The organism is Anaeromyxobacter paludicola (genome assembly GCF_023169965.1).
In the GTDB taxonomy this organism is placed as follows: domain Bacteria; phylum Myxococcota; class Myxococcia; order Myxococcales; family Anaeromyxobacteraceae; genus Anaeromyxobacter_B; species Anaeromyxobacter_B paludicola.
The window spans coordinates 2,838,894-2,858,906 of sequence record NZ_AP025592.1; the positions used below are offsets into that span (position 1 = coordinate 2,838,894).

General features: G+C 75.1%; 21 protein-coding genes. 8 read left to right on the forward strand and 13 right to left on the reverse strand.

Annotated elements, in window-relative coordinates; translation table 11 throughout:
• The first annotated feature begins 128 nt into the window (after positions 1-128).
• Complete coding sequence (locus AMPC_RS12875) at positions 129-638, forward strand: hypothetical protein (RefSeq protein WP_248341542.1); 510 nt, start codon at positions 129-131, stop codon at positions 636-638.
• Here the strand turns inward: AMPC_RS12875 and AMPC_RS12880 are convergent.
• Together AMPC_RS12880 and fsa are read right to left on the reverse strand one after the other, a co-directional pair.
• The gene (locus AMPC_RS12880) at positions 586-795 is read right to left on the reverse strand and encodes a hypothetical protein (RefSeq protein WP_248341543.1); all 210 of its coding nucleotides are present in this window, start codon (positions 793-795) and stop codon (positions 586-588) included. The two genes, AMPC_RS12875 and AMPC_RS12880, sit on opposite strands and share 53 nt — an antisense overlap.
• A 93-nt stretch (positions 796-888) precedes the next feature.
• Positions 889-1,539 carry a fructose-6-phosphate aldolase gene (fsa, locus tag AMPC_RS12885; RefSeq protein WP_248346315.1) on the reverse strand — a complete coding sequence of 217 codons (651 nt, stop codon included), beginning with the start codon at positions 1,537-1,539 and terminating at the stop codon, positions 889-891.
• Between the two features lie 95 nt (positions 1,540-1,634).
• On the opposite strand from fsa, the gene AMPC_RS12890 reads away from it, so the two are divergent.
• On the forward strand, positions 1,635-2,663 hold the full coding sequence (locus AMPC_RS12890; protein WP_248341544.1) for a KpsF/GutQ family sugar-phosphate isomerase: 1,029 nt from the start codon (positions 1,635-1,637) through the stop codon (positions 2,661-2,663).
• Between the two features lie 89 nt (positions 2,664-2,752).
• A complete protein-coding gene (locus tag AMPC_RS12895; protein WP_248341545.1) occupies positions 2,753-3,430 on the forward strand; it encodes a class II aldolase/adducin family protein in 678 nt (225 codons plus the stop codon).
• On the opposite strand, the gene folK is transcribed toward AMPC_RS12895, so the two are convergent.
• Genes folK through argH form a run of 7 tightly spaced genes read right to left on the reverse strand, consistent with a single transcriptional unit; the run spans position 3,427 to position 9,317 of the window.
• On the reverse strand, positions 3,427-3,918 hold the full coding sequence (gene folK, locus AMPC_RS12900) for a 2-amino-4-hydroxy-6-hydroxymethyldihydropteridine diphosphokinase (protein ID WP_248341546.1): 492 nt from the start codon (positions 3,916-3,918) through the stop codon (positions 3,427-3,429). The two genes, AMPC_RS12895 and folK, sit on opposite strands and share 4 nt — an antisense overlap.
• A 52-nt stretch (positions 3,919-3,970) precedes the next feature.
• Positions 3,971-4,726: a fumarylacetoacetate hydrolase family protein gene (locus AMPC_RS12905; RefSeq protein ID WP_248341547.1), complete on the reverse strand. Its 756-nt coding sequence runs from the start codon at positions 4,724-4,726 to the stop codon at positions 3,971-3,973.
• Positions 4,723-5,538 (reverse strand): 4-hydroxy-tetrahydrodipicolinate reductase, encoded by an 816-nt coding sequence (dapB, locus tag AMPC_RS12910; protein ID WP_248341548.1) that lies wholly within the window; start codon positions 5,536-5,538, stop codon positions 4,723-4,725. Before dapB ends, AMPC_RS12905 begins: the two co-directional genes overlap by 4 nt.
• Positions 5,535-6,419, reverse strand: coding sequence for a 4-hydroxy-tetrahydrodipicolinate synthase (gene dapA, locus AMPC_RS12915; RefSeq protein ID WP_248341549.1), 885 nt, complete (start codon positions 6,417-6,419; stop codon positions 5,535-5,537). Before dapA ends, dapB begins: the two co-directional genes overlap by 4 nt.
• The gene (gene lysA / locus AMPC_RS12920) at positions 6,416-7,738 is read right to left on the reverse strand and encodes a diaminopimelate decarboxylase (protein ID WP_248341550.1); all 1,323 of its coding nucleotides are present in this window, start codon (positions 7,736-7,738) and stop codon (positions 6,416-6,418) included. The genes dapA and lysA overlap by 4 nt, the downstream gene beginning before the upstream one ends.
• The gene (locus AMPC_RS12925) at positions 7,735-7,920 is read right to left on the reverse strand and encodes a hypothetical protein (protein WP_248341551.1); all 186 of its coding nucleotides are present in this window, start codon (positions 7,918-7,920) and stop codon (positions 7,735-7,737) included. Before AMPC_RS12925 ends, lysA begins: the two co-directional genes overlap by 4 nt.
• Positions 7,917-9,317: an argininosuccinate lyase gene (gene argH, locus AMPC_RS12930; RefSeq protein ID WP_248341552.1), complete on the reverse strand. Its 1,401-nt coding sequence runs from the start codon at positions 9,315-9,317 to the stop codon at positions 7,917-7,919. The genes AMPC_RS12925 and argH overlap by 4 nt, the downstream gene beginning before the upstream one ends.
• A 126-nt stretch (positions 9,318-9,443) precedes the next feature.
• On the opposite strand from argH, the gene AMPC_RS12935 reads away from it, so the two are divergent.
• Positions 9,444-9,851, forward strand: a complete 408-nt coding sequence (locus tag AMPC_RS12935; RefSeq protein ID WP_248341553.1) for an OsmC family protein — start codon at positions 9,444-9,446, stop codon at positions 9,849-9,851.
• Between the two features lie 156 nt (positions 9,852-10,007).
• Here the strand turns inward: AMPC_RS12935 and AMPC_RS12940 are convergent, their stop codons facing one another.
• Positions 10,008-11,885, reverse strand: a complete 1,878-nt coding sequence (locus AMPC_RS12940; RefSeq protein WP_248341554.1) for a TIGR04551 family protein — start codon at positions 11,883-11,885, stop codon at positions 10,008-10,010.
• 81 nt (positions 11,886-11,966) lie between these two features.
• On the reverse strand, positions 11,967-12,374 hold the full coding sequence (gene mce, locus AMPC_RS12945) for a methylmalonyl-CoA epimerase (RefSeq protein ID WP_248341555.1): 408 nt from the start codon (positions 12,372-12,374) through the stop codon (positions 11,967-11,969).
• A gap of 125 nt (positions 12,375-12,499) precedes the next feature.
• Between mce and AMPC_RS12950 the strand changes: the two genes are divergently transcribed.
• Positions 12,500-12,976: a PH domain-containing protein gene (locus AMPC_RS12950; protein ID WP_248341556.1), complete on the forward strand. Its 477-nt coding sequence runs from the start codon at positions 12,500-12,502 to the stop codon at positions 12,974-12,976.
• Here AMPC_RS12950 and AMPC_RS12955 read toward each other — a convergent pair.
• On the reverse strand, positions 12,969-14,660 hold the full coding sequence (locus AMPC_RS12955) for a transglutaminase-like domain-containing protein (protein WP_248341557.1): 1,692 nt from the start codon (positions 14,658-14,660) through the stop codon (positions 12,969-12,971). The genes AMPC_RS12950 and AMPC_RS12955 overlap by 8 nt on opposite strands.
• A gap of 57 nt (positions 14,661-14,717) precedes the next feature.
• On the opposite strand from AMPC_RS12955, the gene AMPC_RS12960 reads away from it, so the two are divergent.
• Positions 14,718-15,374, forward strand: coding sequence for a nucleoside recognition domain-containing protein (locus AMPC_RS12960; protein ID WP_248341558.1), 657 nt, complete (start codon positions 14,718-14,720; stop codon positions 15,372-15,374).
• Positions 15,368-15,904: a spore maturation protein gene (locus AMPC_RS12965; protein ID WP_248341559.1), complete on the forward strand. Its 537-nt coding sequence runs from the start codon at positions 15,368-15,370 to the stop codon at positions 15,902-15,904. The genes AMPC_RS12960 and AMPC_RS12965 overlap by 7 nt, the downstream gene beginning before the upstream one ends.
• On the opposite strand, the gene AMPC_RS12970 is transcribed toward AMPC_RS12965, so the two are convergent.
• Positions 15,817-17,433, reverse strand: coding sequence for a glycosyltransferase family 39 protein (locus AMPC_RS12970; RefSeq protein WP_248341560.1), 1,617 nt, complete (start codon positions 17,431-17,433; stop codon positions 15,817-15,819). The genes AMPC_RS12965 and AMPC_RS12970 overlap by 88 nt on opposite strands.
• Positions 17,434-17,538: 105 nt before the next feature.
• Here AMPC_RS12970 and AMPC_RS12975 point away from each other — a divergent pair, with 105 nt between their 5' ends.
• The gene (locus AMPC_RS12975; RefSeq protein WP_248341561.1) at positions 17,539-20,013 is read left to right on the forward strand and encodes an MASE1 domain-containing protein; all 2,475 of its coding nucleotides are present in this window, start codon (positions 17,539-17,541) and stop codon (positions 20,011-20,013) included.

Sequence of the window (20,013 nt, forward strand, 5' to 3'; positions counted from 1 at the left end):
GGCGGCCCCCCGCCGTCCGGCACCCTCGAGCTTCCCCCGCAGCGCGGCCCGATCTCCCGGGCACGAGCGTTGGACGGGCGAGCGGGCGATGTGTGACCGACGGGGCGACGTTTTTGTGAGGTGGAGGGGTGAGACGCGCCGGAAGCGAGGAGGAGGAGCGGCGCGCGAGCAGGAGTGCTACTCCATCTCCCGTGCGCGACCGCCGCTACGACTTCCTCTACGAGCGCGAGAAGCAGCCGGTGAAGGCGTACGTGCTGGCCCGGTTCGCCGAGCACCTCGCCGAGGAGCTCTCCCGCTGGCCGCCGCCGTTCGTGGAGTGGGTCTCGGACGAGCTGCGCCGGCGCTACGCCGTGGGGCTCGAGGAGCGGCCGCGCGAGCAGGCGCTCCGCTTCGCGCTCGAGGTGGCGCGGCTCGACCTCGCGCGCGAGTTCGAGGCGGTGGACCGGCTCATGGCGACCAAGGCCCCGGCCTGCTGGCAGACCGAGGCCGAGGCGGCGGCCGGCCACCTGCTGGTCCGGTTCCTGACCGAGAAGGCGCTCTCGCTCAAGGAGTACGCCGAGGGGATCCCGCTCTCGCGGGCCGACCTCATCGCGATGCTCGACGAGGTCGAGCGCCGCCTCGGCCCGCTCGCGGGCTGAAGAGCAGGAAGAACAGCCCGGCGACCAGGGCGGCGACGCCCAGCCACCAGAGCCAGCCGAGGCCGCCGCTGCCGGTCCGCCCGTCCGCCAGCTGGGCGAGCGCGACGCCGGGCAGCGACAGCGAGCAGAGGATCGAGAGCGCGGCGAGCCGGGTCATGCGGAGCTTCCCCCAGCGGGAAAGCTCGCCATCCGGGCGGCCGGCGGGAAGGGGTCGCGGCGCGCGACGGCGCGGCCGCGACCCGCGGCCCGGCTACTTCTCCTTCGGCACCTTCTCCCAGTCGGCGAGGAACTTCTTCAGGCCGATGTCGGTGAGCGGGTGCTGCGCGAGCTGCGCGATGACGCCGTAGGGGATGGTGGCGACGTCGGCGCCGAGCCGGGCGGCCTCGAGCACGTGGATCGGGTGGCGCACCGAGGCGACCAGCACCTTCGTGGCGAAGTCGTAGTTCCGGTAGATCTCGAGGATCTGGGCGATGAGCGCCATGCCGTCCTCGGAGATGTCGTCGAGGCGGCCCACGAACGGCGACACGTAGGTCGCGCCCGCCTTGGCGGCGAGGAGCGCCTGCACCGGCGAGAAGCAGAGGGTCACGTTGGTGCGGACGCCCTCGGAGGCGAGGTCGCGCACGGCCCGGAGCCCCTCGACGATGAGCGGCACCTTGATGACCACGTTGTCGGCCACCTTGGCGAGGTCGTGCGCCTCGCGCATCATCCCCTCGTAGTCGGTGGCGGTCACCTCGGCGGAGACCGGCCCGGGCACGAGCGCCACGATCTCCTTCAGCACCTCGGTGAACTTGCGGCCGGTCTTGGCGACCAGCGAGGGGTTCGTGGTCACGCCGTCGCAGAGGCCGAGCGCGAGCGCCTTCTTGATGTCGCCGATGTCCGCGGAATCGATGAAGAACTGCATGTCGGGGCCGTCCTCGGTGAGCGGGGGATGGCGCACGGTATAGCGAACCCCGGCAGCCTGCCGCAAGGGGCGTCGGCGTGCTATACCGCCGGTCCATGACGAGCCGGAAGAGCGGCCGGGTGGTGAAGCTGCCCCGCCCGCGCGCCGCTGCGGCGAAGCGCGCGAAGGAGCTCGCGGCCTACGGTCGCACGGTGCTCGAGGCCGAGGCCCGCGCCATCGGCCGGCTCGCCCTGAACGGCGACTTCGCGAAGGCGGTCGAGTGGGTGCTCGCCTGCAAGGGTCGCGTGGTGGTGATGGGGATGGGGAAGTCGGGCTTCGTCGCCCAGAAGGTGTCGGCGACGCTCGCCTCCACCGGCACGCCCTCGCACTACGTCCACCCGGCCGAGGCGGCGCACGGCGACCTCGGGCGCGTGACCCGCGACGACCTGGTCCTCGCCTTCTCCAACTCGGGGGAGACCGAGGAGCTGCTCCGGCTGCTGCCGGCGCTGCGGCGGATCGGCGTGCGGGTGGTGGCGCTCACCCGCGACCGGGCCGTGCCGCTGGCCCGCGGCTCCGACCTCACGCTCGCCATCGGCCGCATCGACGAGGCCTGCCCCATGGGGCTCGCCCCCACCGCCAGCACCGCGGCGCTGCTCGCGCTCGGCGACGCGCTCGCGATGACCGTCATGAAGAACCGCTCGTTCGACAAGGACGAGTACGCGCTCTACCACCCGGGCGGGAAGCTCGGGCGCGGGCTCATGAAGGTGAGCGAGGTGATGCGGGGCGGCGAGGCCAACCCGCTCGTCGCCGCGACGGCCTCGCTCGCCGAGGCGGTGGCGGTGATGACCGAGACCCCCGGCCGGCCGGGCGCGGCCACGGTGGTGGACGCCCAGGGCAAGCTCGCCGGCGTCTTCACCGACGGCGACCTGCGGCGGCTGGTCGAGCGCGGCGAGACCGACTTCACGATCCCGGTGTCGAAGGTGATGTGCAAGAACCCGCGGATCGTCCGCCCCGACGCGCTGGTGATGGACGCGGCCCGGGTGCTGCGCCACGCGCGGGTGGATCAGGTGCCGGTGGTGGACGAGGACGGGCGGCCGGTCGGGCTGCTCGACGTCCAGGACCTCCTCGCCGCCCGCGTGCTGTAGCGCCTCGAGCCGCCCCGCCGCGCGCGGGCTCGCCGCCCCGGGGGCGCCGCGTCCTTGAGCGCGCCCGCGTTTTCGGGAATGGTGCGGGGATGGCCCGCCCTTCCGAAGCCCAGCTCCGCCGCGCGCTCGTCGCCGTCTGCCAGCGGCTCCACGCCCGCGACCTCATCGGCGCCGGCGAGGGGAACGTCTCCTGCCGGCTCGCCCGCGGCCGGCTCCTCGTGACGCCGTCCGGGGTGGAGAAGGCGTCGCTCCGCCCCGCGGACCTGCTCGTCGTCACCGAGGCGGGCGAGAAGGTGCGCGGCCGGGGGCGGCCGACGAGCGAGCTGCCCATGCACCTCGCCGTCTACGCGGCGCGCCCGGAGGTGGAGGCGGTGGTCCACGCCCACCCGCTCACCGCCGTCGCGCTGACGGTGGCCGGGGCGCCCCCGCCGGACGACCTCCTGCCGGAGGCGGCGGTGGTGCTCGGGAAGATCGCGCTCGCGCCCTTCGCGACGCCCGGCACCGCGGAGGTGCCCGCCTCGCTCGCCCCCTTCCTCGGGCGCCACGACGTCCTCCTGCTGGAGCGGCACGGCGCGCTCGCGCTGGGGCGCACGCTCGGCGAGGCGTGCGACCGGCTCGAGACCCTGGAGCGGGTGGCCCGCGTGGCCTTCCTGGCCCGGCAGCTCGGGCGCTGCGAGCCGCTCCCCCCGGCCGCCGTGGAGAAGGTGCTCGCGGCGGCGCACGAGGCGGGGCTCACCGGGAGGCAGGGCCGCGCCCCGCGGCGCTAGAGCGGGTACCGGCCCGCCGGGAAGAGATCGAGGGGCGGCGCCTCCTGGAGCAGCTGCGCGACGGTGCGCCCGGTGCCGGGGATCTCGAGGCCGGGCGCGAGCTCGGAGAGCGGCAGGAGGACGAAGCGGCGGCTCACGAGGTGCGGGTGGGGCACCACGAGGCGCGGCGTCCGGACCACCTCGGTCCCGTACAGCAGCACGTCGAGGTCGAGCGTGCGCGCGCTCCAGCGCGGCGTCCCGTAGCGGCGGCCGGCGGCGCGCTCGGTGAGCTGGAGGAGCGCGTGCAGCGAGGGCGCGGTGAGCTCGGTCTCGAGCTCGAGCACGGCGTTGAGGTAGCGCGGCTGCGGCGGCCCGACCGGCTCGGAGTCGTAGGCGCGGGAGGCCCGCAAGAGGGAGACCCGCGGCGCGGCCCGCAGCTGGCGGGCGCCGAGGGCGAGGTGCGCCCAGCGATCCCCGAGGTTCGAGCCGACGCCGACGTAGGCCCGCATGACGATCCCTCCTGCCGGCGCGCCCCCTCGGGAGCCGCCGGCGCCCGCCCCCTCAGGTGACCGGGTTCTTCAGCACGCCCACCCCGCCCACCTCCACCTCCACCCAGTCGCCCCGCACCATCCGCGACACGCCGGCCGGCGTGCCGGTCGCGACCACGTCGCCGGGCAGGAGCGTCATGATGCGCGAGATGAAGACCAGGAGCGCGAACGGGTCCACGATCATGTCGCGGGTGGACCCGCGCTGCCGCTCGTCGCCGTTCACGCGGCAGACCACGGTGGTGTCGAGCGGGTCGAGGTCGGTCTCGATGACCGGGCCGAGCGGGCAGAAGGTGTCGTAGCCCTTGGCGCGGGTGAAGTGGGCCTCGGCGCGCTGGATGTCGCGCGCGGTGACGTCGTTCAGGCAGGTGTAGCCGAAGACCGCGGCGCGGGCCTCGGCGGCGGTGGCGGCGCGCGTGAGCGGGCGGCCCATCACCACCGCCAGCTCCGCCTCGTGCTGCACGTCGGAGGAGACCTCCGGGATCCGGATCGGCTCGCCCGGCCCGACGACCGCCGTGGCCGGCTTCATGAAGACCAGCGGCTCCTTCGGCACCTCGTTGCCGAGCTCCTTCGCGTGCGCGGCGTAGTTCCGGCCCACGCAGACCACCTTCTGCGGGAGCGCCGGCGCGAGGAGCCGCACCTCGGAGAGCGCCAGCGCGGGGCCCTCCGGGAGGCCGCCGGCCCAGGGCTCGGCGGAGAGGGGCCGCACCTCGAGCCCCTCGATCACGCCGTACCGCTCGCGGCCGGCGCGCCGGAACCGGCAGGTCCTCATCGGCCGCTCCGCAGCCCCAGCACGTCGAACATGTCGTAGAGCCCGGGCGGCCGCCCCGCGACCCAGGCCGCCGCGCGCACGGCGCCGCGGGCGAACTGGTCGCGCGAGGTGGCGCGGTGCGAGATCTCGATCCGCTCGCCCTCGCCCACGAAGAAGACGGTGTGCTCGCCCACCACGTCGCCGCCGCGGAGCGTCTGCACGCCGATCTCGCGCTTCGTCCGCTCGCCCACGAGGCCGTGGCGCGCGTAGACCAGGTCCTGCCGGGGATCGCGCGAGAGCGCCTCGGCCGCCACCTCGGCGAGCCGGAGCGCGGTGCCGGAGGGCGCGTCCTTCTTCCGGTTGTGGTGCATCTCGAGCACCTCGACGTCGTAGCCGTCGCCGAGGATCCGGGCCGCCTCGCGCACCAGCGCGAAGACCGCGTTCACGCCCACGCTCATGTTGGGCGAGAGCACCACCGGGATCCGGGCCGCGGCCGCCTGCACCCGGGCCTTCGTCTCGGGGGTGAAGCCGGTCGAGCCGATGACGAGCCCCGCCCCGCGCGCCGCGCAGAGCTCGGCGTGGGCGGCGGAGGCCTCGTGGCTCGTGAAGTCGATGACCACCGGCCGGGCGAGCCCGTCGAGCGCCGCGGCGAGCGAGTCCTTGACCGGGACGCCGAGCCGGCCGAGCCCGGCGAGCTCCCCCGCGTCCTCGAAGCGGGCCTGCCCCGGCCGCTCCACGCCGGCGGCGAGCCGGAGCCCCTCCGCGCCCTGGAGGCAGCGGACGAGCGTGGTCCCCATGCGGCCGGCCGCGCCGGTGACGACGACGTCGATCATGCGAGCGGCACCCCGTACTGGACCATCGCCTCGCGGACGGCGGCGAGGCTCTTCTCGGAGACGGGCGCCAGCGGCAGCCGCAGCTCGGGGCCGCACTTGCCCATGAGGGCGACCGCGGCCTTCACCGGACCGGGGCTCGTCTCGACGAACATGGCGCGGTTGAGCGCCGCCATCCGGACCTGCGCCGCGAAGGCCTCCTCGAAGCGGCCGGCGCGCGCGGCGGCGAGCATGCTCGCGAACTGGCGCGGGATGATGTTGGCCACCACCGAGATGACGCCGTGGCCGCCGCAGGCGAGGAACGGGACGGCGGTGAAGTCGTCGCCGGAGAGGTAGGCGATGGCGTCCTTCCCGCACCGCTCCACCAGCTGCACCTGCCGGTCCATGGAGGCGGTCGCCTCCTTGATGCCGCAGATGGCGCCGGCCGCGACGAGCCGCGCCACCGTGTCGGGGAGGAGGTCCACCGAGGTGCGCGACGGCACGTTGTAGGCCACCACCGGGAAGCGCGCCGCCTCGTGGATGGCGAGGTAGTGCCGGTAGAGCCCCTCCTGCGTGGGCTTGTTGTAGTAGGGCGTGACCACCAGGGCGCCGTCGGCGCCGAGCTCCTTCGCCGCCTGCACGCCGGCGATCGCCTCGCGGGTGGAGTTGGAGCCGGCGCCGGCGATGACCGCCGCCTTCCCCTTCGCCACCTCGAGGACCGCCTTCACCACCTCGGCGCGCTCCGCCGCGGTGAGGGTGGCGCCCTCGCCGGTGGTGCCGCAGGGGACGATGCCTTCGGTGCCCTCGGCGAGGTGCCAGGCCGTGAGCTCCTTCAGCGCGCGCAGGTCGACCGCCCCATCCCGCATGGGGGTGACGATCGCCACCATCGAACCTTCGAATCTCATGCCTTCCTCCGCCTGGGGGCCCTGGACTGCGACTCTACCCGAACCGCGCGCTTCGTGAACCGGCGCGGGCGGGGGCTGGGAGACTCGCCGCGGACGAGATCCTGGAGCGTCTCGCGGCGCCGGGCGAGCAGCGCCTCGTCGCCCTCCACCAGCACCTCCGCGGCGCGGGTGCGGGTGTTGTAATTGGACGACATGGCGAAGCCGTAGGCGCCGGCCGAGCGGACGCAGAGCAGGTCGCCCGGCTCGAGCGGCGGGAGCGCCCGCTTCTTCCCGAGGAAGTCGGAGGACTCGCAGACCGGCCCGACCACGTCGGCCACCACCGGCTTCGCGTCCTCCACCGGGACCACCGGCTCGATCTCGTGGTGAGCGCCGTAGAAGGCGGGGCGCACGAGGTCGGTCATGGCGGCGTCCACCACCACGAAGTTCCGGCGGCCGTTCCGCTTCGTGTAGAGCACCTGCGTGACGAGGACGCCGGCGTTGCCGACGAGCACCCGGCCCGGCTCGAGCAGCACCTCGCCGTCGAACGACGCGAGCGCCTGCTTCACCGCCGCGCCGTACTCGTCCGGGTGGGGCGGCGCCTCGTCCCGGTACTGGATGCCGAGGCCGCCGCCGACGTCGAAGTGGCCGATCCGGATCCCCTGCCCGCGCAGCGCGCCGACGAGCTCGAGGGTGCGCCGGATGGCCTCGGTGAACGGCCCGGTCTCGGTGATCTGCGAGCCGATGTGGAGCGCCACGCCCTTCACCTCGAGGGCCGGGTCCCTGGCGGCGAGGGTGTAGAGCCGGAGCGCGTCCTCCATGGAGACGCCGAACTTCGACTCCTTGAGGCCGGTGGCGATGTACGGGTGCGTCTTCGGGTCCACCGCCGGGTTGACGCGCAGGGCGATGGGGGCCCTCTTGCCGAGGCGGCGCGCGACGATCGAGACCCGGGCGAGCTCGGCGGCGCTCTCGACGTCGAGCACCTTCACGCCGGCCTCGAGGGCGAAGGCGATCTCGTCGTCGCGCTTGCCCACGCCGCTGTAGACGACCTTCTTCGCCTGCCCGCCGGCCTGCAGCACGCGGTAGAGCTCGCCGCCGGAGACGATGTCGAACCCGGAGCCGAGCTCGGCGAAGGTGCGGAGGATGGCGAGGTTCGAGTTGGCCTTGATGGCGTAGCAGACGAGGTGCTTCAGCCCCTTGAGCGAGCGGTCGAGCACCTTCCAGTGCCGCTTCAGCGTCGCCGTCGAGTAGACGAAGAGCGGCGTGCCGTACGCCTCCGCGAGCCGCGGCAGCGGGATCTCGTCGGCGTGGAGGACGCCGTCCTTGAGCTGGAAGTGGTTCATCGGGGCTCCGGGGCGCCGCCGTCGGGGGCGGCGCTGGGGGTCGGCGTGGGGGTGGGCGCCGGGGTGGCGGCGGGCGCGGGCGGCCGTTCGGCCTGGGGGCGCGGCGGGCGCGGGTAGCCCTTCACGCCGCAGGCGAGGGAGAGGAGCAGGAGGGGCAGCAGGGTGGCCCGGGCCGCGCTCACCGGCCGCCCCGGAGCGCCTTGCTCCAGCGCGCGAGCTGGGCCTTCACCTGCTTCGGCCCCGGTGCGCCCGGGAGCTCGCGGCGGCGCAGGCTCTCGGCGGGGTCGAAGCGGCGGAGCACGTCGGCGCCGAAGCGGGGGTGGAAGCTCGCCCACTCGGCGGCGGTGAGGCGGGCCAGGGGGCGCCCCGCGCGCGTGGAGAACGCGGCGGCCTTGCCGACCGCCTCGTGCGCCTCGCGGAACGGCACGCCCTTCTCCACCAGGTACTCGGCCGCGTCGGTGGCGAGCGCCTCGCCGTCGCCGAGCGCGGCGCGCATCACCTCGGCGTGGAAGGTGGCGGTCTCGACGGCGCCGGCGAGGGCGTCGAGGGTCAGCACCAGCGCGCGCGGCCCGTCGAGGAGGGGGCGCTTGTCCTCCTGCAGGTCGCGGTTGTAGGCGAGCGGCAGGTTCTTCACCATCGCGAGCAGCGACACGAGGTCGCCGATGGCGCGGGCGGCGCGGCCGCGCGAGAGCTCCGCCACGTCGGAGTTCTTCTTCTGCGGCATGAGCGAGCTGCCGGTGGCGAAGGCGTCGTCGAGCGTCATGAAGCCGAACTCGCGCGTGGTCCAGAGCACGACCTCCTCGCCGAGGCGGGAGAGGTGGACCGAGGCGAGGGCGCAGGCGAAGGAGAGCTCGATGGCGCTGTCGCGGTCGGAGACGGCGTCGAGCGAGTTCTGGGTGACGCCGGCGAGCCCCAGGGCGCGGGCGGTGCGCTCGCGGTCGAGCGGGAGCGTGGTCCCGGCGAGCGCGCCCGAGCCGAGCGGCGACACCGCGGCGCGGCGGCGCACCTCGGCGAAGCGCTCGCGATCGCGCCCCAGCATCTCCACGTAGGCGAGCAGGTGGTGGGCGAGCGACACCGGCTGGGCCCGCTGGAGGTGGGTGTAGCCGGGCAGGAGCGTCTTCTCGTGGGCCTTCGCCTGGGCGAGGAGCGCCTGCATGAGCCGGACGAGGGCGCCGTCGCAGCGATCGCAGCCGCGCACGATGAAGAGCCGCTCGTCGAGCGCCACCTGGTCGTTGCGGCTGCGGCCGGCGTGGAGGTAGCCGGCGTCCTTGCCGACGAGCTCGCCGAGGCGCCGCTCCACGTGGGTGTGGACGTCCTCCAGCGACGGGTCGAAGGCGATCTTCCCGGCGGCGAACTCGTCGCAGACCTGGTCGAGCGCGGCCACGATCCGGCGGGCCGCCGCCTTGGGGACGATGCCCTGGGCCGCCAGCATGGAGACGTGGGCCTGGCTGCCGCGGATGTCCTCCTCGTAGAGGGCGCCGTCGTCCTGGATGGACACCGAGAGCGCCACGAGGCGGGGATCGGCCTCGCCCGAGAGGGCGGCGCGGGAGATGGGCTTCGCCTTGGTCTTCGCGTTCATGGAGGGGGCGGGACGCTACCACAGCCGGCGGGGCCCGGGGAGCCGCCCCGAACCGCCCGGGCGGCCCGCGGCTCTCACCCGGAGAGCGGCGCCGCGGCGCCCTCTCCCCTTCACCCGGAGACCCACATGGCCGGCACCACCGAGCTCCTCGTCACCTTCCCCGGAGGCAAGCGCGTGGACGCGCGGCTCGGGGACCACGTCATCCGGACCGACCAGCCCGCGGCGGCCGGCGGCGCGGGGTCGGCCCCCACGCCCTACGAGCTCTTCCTGGCCTCGCTCGGGACCTGCGCCGGCATCTTCGTGCTCGGGTTCTGCCAGCAGCGCGGGCTCCCCACCGACGGCATCCGGGTGGCGCAGCGGGCGCACCACGACCCGGAGACGGGCGCGCTGCTCGGGGTGGACCTCGACGTGGTGGTGCCGGAGACCTTCCCCGAGAAGTACCGGGAGGCGCTGGTCCGGGTCGCGGATCAGTGCAAGGTGAAGAAGGCCATCCAGCGCCAGCCGGAGTTCCGGGTGCGGACGGTGGTGGGCTGAGACGGCCGTCAGCCGGTCGCCGCTGGCCGCCCCTCCCCCGCCCTCCCCGCCCGAGCGGGGAGGGAGCGCCACGCGGTGCCCGCGCCGTGTGCCGCGGCAAACCTCTTCCCCTCTCCCGCGGAGCGGGGGAGGGTCAGGGAGGGGGCGCGGCCCCGTCTAGAACCGGACCGCGAGCCCGGCGCGGATGGCGTGGGCGCGCGAGAGGCTCGGGTGGCTCGCCTGCAGCTCCGGCGCGAAGTCCATGCCGTCGAGCGGCTGGAAGAGGCCGTAGTTGAGCCAGGCCATGAAGCCGTCGTCCGAGGTGTAGGAGAGGCCGAGGTCGCCCTCGATCCCGAGCGGCGTCTTCCCGGTGCCCGGGCCGGTGGACGACGGGGTGGACTCGCCGTTCAGCGCCTGCGAGTAGATGACCGAGAAGGTGCCGGCGAGCCCCGGCAGCATCTCCCAGCGGATGGTCGGCTTGAGGTACCAGGCCTCGGTGACCTCCTTCATGATCTCGCGCCAGAAGATCATGTCCACCCGGTAGGCCGGGTTGAACCCGAAGCTGCGGATGTCGAGCACCTTGTCGCCGGCGGCGTACTGCTGCCCCATGAGGACGCCGTAGGTCTTGCCGTCGGCGCTGCGGCCGTAGACGTTGCCCATGCCGGGGTTCGAGTCGCCGCTGGCGATGCCCCACTCGCCGGAGAGCGTGAGCTTGCCGTCCAGGAGGCCGTAGCTCGCGCGGACCACGCCGCCGAACTGGCGCAGGAGCACCGGGCCGAGCGGGTTCGCCGGGTCGCTCGAGACGTTGTCCATCTGGCCGTAGACGCCGACCGCCTCGCCCTCCACCTTGAGCCGGCCCTTCTGCACGCGGGTCCAGAGGTCGAAGGTGTGGGTATAGGCGCCGCGCTGGACCACGGTGGGCGTGGTGGCGAAGGCCTGCGCGCTGGTGTTCGCGGTCGCCGCGCTGCCGGCGCCGAGAAACTCGTAGCTCTGGGTGCGGTAGCTGTAGAAGAGGCCGTAGTTCACGCTCGACTGGCCCTGCTCCAGCTTGCGGCGCAGCTCGTCCTCGGTGTCCTCGTGGACGATCTTCACGCCGATGGCCCGGACGTCGTCGGCCTGGTCGCGGTCCACCGCCTGGCCGATGCCCGCGGTGGTGCGCACGTCGGCGGTGCTGAGGCCCGAGGCGACGTAGTCCCACATCGGGATGACGGTCAGGTTGCCGAGCGGCGTGCCCGGGACCGGGATGGCGAACTGGATCCGGTCCACCGTGTCGCCGTAGTCGTCGTCGATCCCGTTGCCGGCGTGGGTGAGGACGCCGAGGCCCCAGGAGGACGGCATGCGGCCGAAGCTGAGGAGGCCGACGGGGGTCTGCACCTCGCCCCAGGCGCGCTTGGCGGCGATCGAGGCGCGGTCCGAGTTCACGCCGTAGAGCGGCGGGGTGGTGCCGCTCGTGCCGAAGGTGCCGAGGCTGAAGTCGCTCGAGTAGGGGTTCGAGCCGAGGATCACGTTGTCGAGCAGGTCGACCTGCGAGAGCACCCGGATCTGCTCGGACACGTTCAGCACCGGCTCGAGCCGCAGGCGCATGTTGGCCGAGGTGAGCGTGCCGTGCTTCACCACCCAGGCCCCGGTGGTCGGGTCCTGGTAGGTGCCGACGACCGGGCGCGGGTAGACCCAGTAGTTGTTCGGGTCGGGATCGCGGTCGAGGTCGAGGTGGTCGAAGAGGTCGGCCCGGAAGCGCAGGTACCCGTGGATCTGGAGGAAGTCGAGCTTGGGGCGGCTCGCCACGTCGGCGGTGTCCATGAACTCGCGGGCCGACTGGGCGCCCTGGAGCTCCGCGCGCAGCTCGTCGCGGAGGTCGGCCTTGGCCTTCTCGAGCTCGCGGGTGACGGCCTCCTTCACGGCCCGGTCCTGCTCGGGCGTGAGGGCCGGCGCAGCGGGCGGGGTCGCGGCGGCGTCCTTCTTCTCCGCCGGGACCGGCTGGTCCTTCGACGGCTGCGGCGCGGCGGCGCCGGTGAGGAGGGGAGCCGCGAGGAGTGCGACGAGGAGCCGATTCATGGGTACTCCTGTGGAGCGGACGGCGGGCGCTCGCCCGTCCCTGTGAGAACCGGCTTTTCAAGCACGCGCCGCGCGCTCAAGTCAAGGAGTCTTGGGCCCCTGCCGCAGCTCGACGAGCACCCCGCGCCCGCCCTTGGGATGGACGAACGCCACCTTCGCGCCACCCGCGCCGGGGCGAGGCTTCTCGTCCAGCAGCGGCGCCCCCTTGGCCCTGAGCGACGCCATCGCCTGCTCGATGTCGGGCACCTCGACGCAGACGTGGTGCAGCCCCTCGCCCCGCTTCTCGAGCGCCTTGTGCATCGGGCTGTCGGGGGAGGCGGGCGCGACGAGCTCGATCCGGCCGGCGCCGTGGCCGAAGATCGCGACCTTCACCTTCTCGCTCAGGACCTCCTCCACCTCGGCGAGGGGGAGGCCGTAGACGTCGCGGTAGAGCTCGATGGCGGCGTCGAGGTCCGAGACGAGGATGGCGACGTGGTCGAGACCGGGCATGGGCACCTCCGTGGGCGTGGGGTGGGCGAGTATACTTCACGGAACGCGCTGGCCAGCGGGGTGCTCCCATCGAGCGGACCTTCGAGGCGACCTGGGACTGGAAGATCAAGGCGACGACGGCCCTGGTGCTCGCCGCCCTCGCCGGCGCCGCCGCCTTCCTGCTCGACGCGGCGGCGCGGCTCCCCCCGGAGGCGCGCCCGGTCGCGCTGGCGGCCTCCCTCGGGCCACTGGCGCTCACCGCGCTCGGCTGCTTCGGCTTCGCGCCGCGCGCCTTCGGCGTCGGGCGCGAGGGCGTCCGGGTGCGCCGCTGGATCGCCGGGCCGGTGCTCGTGCCGCTCGCCGAGATCCGCGAGGCGCGCCGGCTCGAGCCCGGCGCGCTCCGGCGCTCGATCCGCCTGTTCGGGGTCGGCGGCCTCTTCGGCTGCTACGGCCGGTTCCGGCACCGCTCGCTCGGGACCTACCGGCTCTACGCCTCCCGCATGGACGGGCACGTGCTGCTCTCGACCACCCGCGGCCCGGTGGTGCTCACGCCGGCGCGGCCCGAGGCCTTCGTGCAGGCGGTGGCGGACGCGCGGGCGGCGGCGGGGCCGAGCGCTACCTGACCGGCTCCGCCGAGAGCACCTTGAGCGCCCCGAGCAGCCCCACGGTGTCAACCTGCGTGCCGCGCCCGAGCGCGACGTGGGTCGCGTCGGCGACCGGCTGGTCGAAGGTAGGGTCCACGGCGATCCACTCGTCGCCGGCCTTCACCTCGGCCCAGGCGTGCCAGTAGAGCGCCGGGACGCCGTCGGCGTAGCGGGTGTAGACGAGGCCGTGCACGCCGCGGGCGGGGACGCCGGCGGCGCGGGCCAGGGCGAGGAAGAGCAGCGCGTGCTCGGTGCAGTCGCCCTTGCCGGCGGCGAGCACCTCGGTGGCCCGGTCGTGGCTCGCGCCGTAGACCTTCTCGAGCCGCCCGAAGACGTGGTGCACGAGCCGCGTCGAGGCGGCGAAGGTGCCGCGCGCGTCCCCGACCACCTCCTTCGAGAGGGCGGTGAGGGCCGGGTCCTGCCAGTCGATCTCGGGGGTGGCCTCGAGCAGCTCGCCCTGACGGCCGGCGGCGCGCGGCGGGTCGCGCGCGGGGTCGGCAGCGCGCGGCAGCCTCGCGCGGACGGTCAGCACGGTGGCGCCGCCCGGGCCGGCGGCGTAGCCCTGGCGGCCACCGTCGGTCTCGCGGCGGAAGCCGGGCGGGAGCCCCATGAGCTCGTAGCGGATCGCGCCGGGCACCGTGCGCGGCAGGTCGCGCGGCAGGGGCACGCGCGCCAGGTTGAACAGGTCCACCTGGTCGAGCCGCTTCGCCACCTCGGGCGACTCCGCCCGGGCGACCAGCGAGTCGCCGTAGCGGATCTCGGCGATGTGGCCGTCGGGGGTCACCGAGACGCGCGCCGGGAGCCGGTCGCTCTCCTCCTGCTCGCGCACCACCGAGACCTCGGTCTGCACGCCGGCGCCCGCGATCGGCTCCCGGCCCAGGTAGACGTCCTCCATCTTGCGGACGCGGAGCTGCTCGGTCTCGAGCTGCGGCCCCTTGACCGTGCCGCGCGTCGCCGCGGCGAGCCGCGCGGCGTCGGCCTGCTCGGCGGTCTCGCCGGGCGCGGGGAGGCTGCGGCGCTCGGGAGCGGCGCCGGGCGCCGAGAGGGTCACCTCGCAGGTGGTCGGGGTGCAGCGGGCCTCGAGCGAGCGGGCGCCGCCGTCGCCCTCGCGGGCGCTCGAGAAGGAGAGGAGCCGGCCGCCGGGGCGCGCCTCGTAGACCTTCTCGTCCTTCTGCGAGCGGCGGACCTGCTTGCCGCCCACGGTGGCCTCGAGGACGGTCTCGGCCCGCGAGACGAGCACGTCGGCGCCGGCGCGCGTCTCGCGGGTGACCTGGAGCGTGGACCAGCCGGCCTTCTTGCCGACGAGGTAGAGGCCGAACCACTCCGGGCCGGCGGGGCGGCGGACGGTCAGGATGGTGGCGGGGCCGCCGGGTGGAGGGGTCGAGGTCCGTCTGGCCGCCCCTCCCTGGCCCTCCCCGCCCGGCGGGGAGGGGAGCACCGAGGGAGCCCCGGCGCCGCTCGAGCTCGATCCCTGCCCGCCCGGAGCGGAAGGGAGCACCGAGACCCCGGCGCCGCTCGGCGCCTGCCCGCCCGGCGAGGGTGAGGGCGCCGGAGGAGCCACGGGGCTCTGGGCGGCGGCGGGCGCGGGGGCCGGGCCGCGGTCCTGCCCGCGGCAGGCGGCGAGGGCGGCGGCGAGCGCGAGGGGGGCGAGCAGCTTCTTCATGCCGGCCACCTTGTAACAAAAACTCGCGTCCCCGACCTTCCACGCGAGAATCGGGCCGTGGGCGCCATCCTGGCCGTGCTCTTCGCCGTCTCGGTGGCCGCCGCCGCCGTGAACGGGCGCATGGAGGCGCTCACCGGGGCGGTGGTGCAGTCGGCCCAGCAGGCGGTCGCGCTCGCCCTCGGGCTCGCGGGCGTGATGGCGCTCTGGCTCGGCCTCATGAAGGTGGCCGAGGAGGCGGGCCTGGTCGGCCTGCTCGCGCGGGCGGCCCGCCCCCTGCTCCGCCGGCTCTTCCCGGAGGTGCCGCCGGACCACCCGGCGATGGGCGCCATGCTCATGAACCTCTCCGCGAACCTGCTCGGGCTCGGCAACGCCGCCACGCCGTTCGGCCTCGAGGCGATGCGGCGGCTCGAGGAGCTCAAGCCCGCGCCGGGGCCGGCGAGCGACGCCCAGGCGCTCTTCTGCGCCATGAACACCGCCTCGTTGCAGCTCGTGCCGGCCACCGTCATCGCGCTCCGGGCCGCGGCGGGATCGCGGGCGCCGGCGGAGATCATCGGCGCCACGCTGCTCGCGACCTCCTGCTCGATCGTGGTGGCGGTGGCGGCGGCGAAGGGGCTCCGGCGGCTCTACCCGGGGCCGCCCGCGCAAGGCGGCCCGGCCGACCGTCCCCCGCCCTCCCCGCCCGGCGGGGCGGGAGGAGGCGCGTCGCCGTGCTGAGGCACGCCCTCGAGCTCGCGAGCGCCTGGGCGGTGCCGCTCCTCGTCGCAGGCATCCCGCTCTTCGCCCTCGCCCGGAAGGTGAAGGTCTACCCGGCCTTCGTCGAGGGGGCGAAGCAGGGCTTCGAGACGGCGGTCCGGATCATGCCGCCGCTCGTGGCGGTGCTGGTGGCGCTCGGGATGCTGCGTGCCTCGGGGGCGCTCGACCTCGCGGCGCGCGCGCTCGGTCCCCTCACCGGCCGGCTCGGGATCCCGGCGCCGGTGCTGCCGCTCCTCCTCGTGCGACCGCTCTCGGGCGGCGGCGCGCTCGGCGTGGTGGGCGACGTGCTCCGCAGCGAGGGGCCCGACTCCTACGCCGGCCGGCTCGCCTCGGTGATGGCCGGCTCCACCGAGACCACCTTCTACGTGCTCGCGGTCTACATGGGCGCGGTCGGGATCACCCGCTACCGCCAGGCGCTGCCGGCGGCGCTGCTCGCCGACCTCGCCGGGTTCGCCGCCTCGGTGCTGGTGGTCCGCGCGCTCTTCTCCTGAGCCTCGGGCCCGCGCTCCGGGAGCCGCCGGTAGACCACCGCGCCGCCCGGCGTCGCCACCGGCGCGTAGTGCGCGAGCAGGTAGTCCCGCAGGTCCGGGAAGGCGGCGAGCGGCACGCGCGACCAGTGGTGGATGTCGGCCGGGCCGGTGTCCACGAAGAGGGCCGGCCGGTTCGCCTCCAGGTCCTCGAGCGTGGCCCGCACGTCGCGCTCCGAGCGGTGCGCGGCGGCGTCGAAGCCGTCGGGCAGGTGGCCGGGGTCGAAGTTCCCCTCGTGCACCGAGCAGGTGAGGTAGCGCGTCCCGGGGAGCCGCTGCGAGAGGTAGTAGATGGGCGAGAAGTGGCCCCAGACGAAGAGCCGGTCGGTGGGGGCGGTGTTCTCGCGCAGCCAGGCGGCGAGCGCGTTCGCGCGCGGCTCCTGGCCGGGGTAGTCGCGCAGGAGCCCGCGGGCCACCGCGTAGCCGGTGGTGCCGAGCACGGGGAGCGCGAGCAGCGCCGCGAGCCCGGCGCGCCGGAAGCGTCCGAGGCCGCCCCAGGCGCGGGTGATCGCGGCCAGGCCGGGCGCCGCCAGGATCGCGAGGGGCGGCGCGAACTGCAGGAAGTAGTGCTCGTAGAAGCGGCCGCCGGCGCTCACCGGGAGCCAGGTGAGGAGCAGCGTGAGCGCGAGCCCGCGGCGGATCGGATCGGGCGCGAGGGCGCGGCGCGTCTCGAGCGCGGCGAGCGCCCAGAGCAGGCCGGTCGCGCCGAGCACGCACTCGGCGAAGGAGGCGGCGAAGCGCGGCAGGGCGGCGTCGCCGGCGAGGCGCGACACGTAGAGGAAGTTCCGGGCGAAGACCCAGTCGTAGAAGGGCGCGAAGCGGCCCTGGGCCGCGAACCAGGCCGAGGTGGCGAGCCAGGGCAGCGCCGAGCCGAGCGCGAGCAGGCCGAAGCCGCGGAGCGCGCCGCGCCGCGCGCGCGGGTCCCGGGCCTCCCACAGGAGCGCGAGCCCGAGCCCGAGGTCGAGCACCGCCGCCTGGTGCTTCACTAAGCTCGCCGCGCCGACGCAGAGTCCGGCGGCGAGGTCGAGCCCCGGCCGCCCCTCCCGCCGGGCGCGCACGAAGAGGAGGAGCGCCGCCGCCGCCGGCAGGTTCATAACCAGCTCGGCCGAGACGGACGGGAGCTCGACCATGCCGGCGAGCACCGCCGCGAAGGCGGCGCACCAGCCGGCCCGGTCGTCTCCCGTCCAGGCGCGGGCCGCGGCGCGCGCGAGGAGGGCGGTCGCGAGCACCAGGAGCACCCCGGCGAGCCGCATGGGCCAGATCGCGTAGGCGAGCCCCGAGGGCAGGAACGCCAGGTAGGCGAGCGGCGGCTTGATGTCGGCGACGTCCACGTAGAGCCGCGCCCCGGAGGCGATCGCCCGCGCCAGGATGGTGAAGTCGCACTCGTCGATGTTGAGCAGCCCGAAGGCGAACCCCGGCAGGCGGGTCGCGAGGACGAGGGCCGAGAGGGCGGCGAAGGCGCGGCGGTCGCCGGGGCGGGAGAGGAGGGTCATCCGGGGGGCCGGGTCCCGTGTACGGGGGGGTGGCGACGGGGACGGCGGCGCAGTCTAGAATGAAGCCGACGACGGAGGCCAGCCCGCGCCCCCGCCGCTCGCGCCATGGCCGAGGCTCCCACCCCCATCGCAGCGCCGGCGCGCCCCGAGCCGCACGCCCCGCCGGGCGTGGCGGGCGCGCCGTTCTGGGCCTTCCTCCTCGCCTTCTTCGTCGTCGCCCTGGGCACCGCCTTCGGCAGCTACCTCCTGACCCGCGACGCGAGCCGCTTCGTCACCTTCTGGCCGCCGGGAGGGCTCGCCGTCGGCGCCCTGCTGCTCTCGGAGCGCCGCCGCTGGGCGGTCCTGCTGGGGACCGCGGCGGTCGCGATGGGCCTCTTCAACGCCTGGAACGGACAGCCGGCCGGGATGGTGCTCGGCTTCGCCGTCACCAACGCCCTCGAGGAGCTCGTCGCCGCGAGCCTGGCGCTGCAGCTCTGCCCGGGCCGCCCCGACCTCGGCAAGGTGCGGCACGTGCTCGTGCTCCTGGCGGTGGCGCCGTTCTTCGCCTCGCTCTTCTCCGGCGTCCTCTCCGCGGCCCTCCTCGCCGCCACGCGCGACCTGCCGTTCCTCGAGAGCGCGGCGGGGCTCTGGATGGGAACCGGCCTCGGCATCCTGGTGATGGCGCCGCTGGTCCTCGCCTGGGCGCAGCCGAGCCCCGGCCGGCCCGCCCCCGGGCGCGTGGTCGAGGCCGCCCTCCTCGGCGTCGCCTTCGCGCTGAGCTCCTGGCTCGTCTTCGGCACCTGGGGACCGAGCCTCCTCCGCGACGAGTTCCTCCTCCTCCCGGTCGCCACCTGGGCGGCGCTCCGCTTCGGCCCGCGCGGCGCGACCACCGTGGGGCTCGGCACCGCCCTGGTGATGCTCTGGGCCACGGCGAACGACTACGGCCCCTTCGCGCACGGCGCGCGCGCGGCGGAGTCGGGCCTCGCCGCCGAGGTCTACCTGGCGGTGGCGCTCGTCACCTCCCTCGTGCTCGCGAGCGTGGTGGAGGAGCGGCGGCGCGGCGCGGCGGCGCTCGCGGCCTCGGAGCGCTCGCTCCGGCTCCTCGGGGCGTCCATGGACCGGACGCTCGACTGGACCACCTGCTTCACCGCGGACGGCTGGCTGGTCTACGCCAACGAGACGCTCTGCCGGTTCCTGGGGCTGCCGCGCCAGCGCGTGATCGGGCAGCAGGTGTGGAAGCTCTTCCCGGGCTCGACGCCCGAGCAGTGGCGCGACACCTTCGCGCGCGTGCAGGGCACCGGCAGCCACTCCTACGAGGGGGTGATCGCCCCGCCCGGCGGCGAGCCCATCCCAGTGGAGATCCACGCCAGCCTGGTCCGCTTCGACGACCAGGACTACTGCGTCGCCACGGCCCACGACCTCCGGGAGCGGAAGGCGGCCGAGGAGGCGGCCCGCATGGCCGGGGTGGGCACGCTCGCCGCCGGCATGGCGCACGAGATCAACAACCCGCTCGCCTACGTGCTCGGGAACCTCTCCTGGATGCGCGAGGAGGTCGGCGCCCTCCGCTCGGCGCTGCGGACGGGCGCCGGCGAGCCCGACGGCAAGCTCGAGCAGTTCCTGCAGGTGATCCGCGAGACCGAGGAGGGCGCGACCCGGGTGCGCGAGGTGGTGCGCGACCTGAAGCTCTTCTCCCGCGCCGACGGCGAGGGCACCGGCGCGGCCGACGTCCGGCGCGTGCTGCGCGGCGCCATCAGCCTCGCCAAGAACGAGCTGCGCCACCGCGCCCGGCTCTCCACCGAGATCGCCGACGTCCCGCCGGTCGCCGGCGACGAGCACCGGCTCGGGCAGGTCTTCCTGAACCTGATCGTCAACGCGGCGCAGTCGATCCCGGAGGGGCACGCCGACGAGAACGTGGTGCGGGTCTCCGCCCAGACCGACGCCTCGGGCGAGGTGGTGGTCGAGGTGCAGGACTCGGGCTGCGGCATGACGGCCGAGGTCCGGAACCGGATCTTCGAGCCGTTCTTCACCACCAAGCCGGTCGGCAGCGGGACCGGGCTCGGCCTCGCCATCTGCCACGGCATCGTGAAGGCCTGCGGCGGGCGCATCGACGTCGAGTCGGTGCCGGGCGCCGGCAGCCTCTTCCGCGTGGCGCTGCCGGCCGCGACCGCCGTGCCCGGGCCCGCCCCGGCGCGCGACGCCGCCCCCGCCGCCCCGCGCGGCCGGATCCTGGTGCTCGACGACGACCCGCTGGTGGGGCGCGTCATCGGGCGCATCCTCGAGGGGCACCACGTGGTGGCGCTCACGAGCCCGCGCGACGCGCTCGAGCGGCTCGCGCGGGACACGTTCGACCTCGTGCTCTGCGACCTCATGATGCCGGAGATGACCGGCATGGACTTCCACGCGCAGCTCTCGCAGCTGCGCCCGGCCCTGGCCGAGACGCTGGTGTTCATCACCGGCGGCGCCTTCACGCCCCAGGCGCGCGAGTTCCTCGAGCGGACGCCGAACCAGCGGATCGAGAAGCCGTTCGAGCCGGCCGCCTTGCGCGGGGCGGTGGCCCGGGCGCTCACCCGCGCGAGGGCGGCGGCCGCCTCGGGCGGTTAG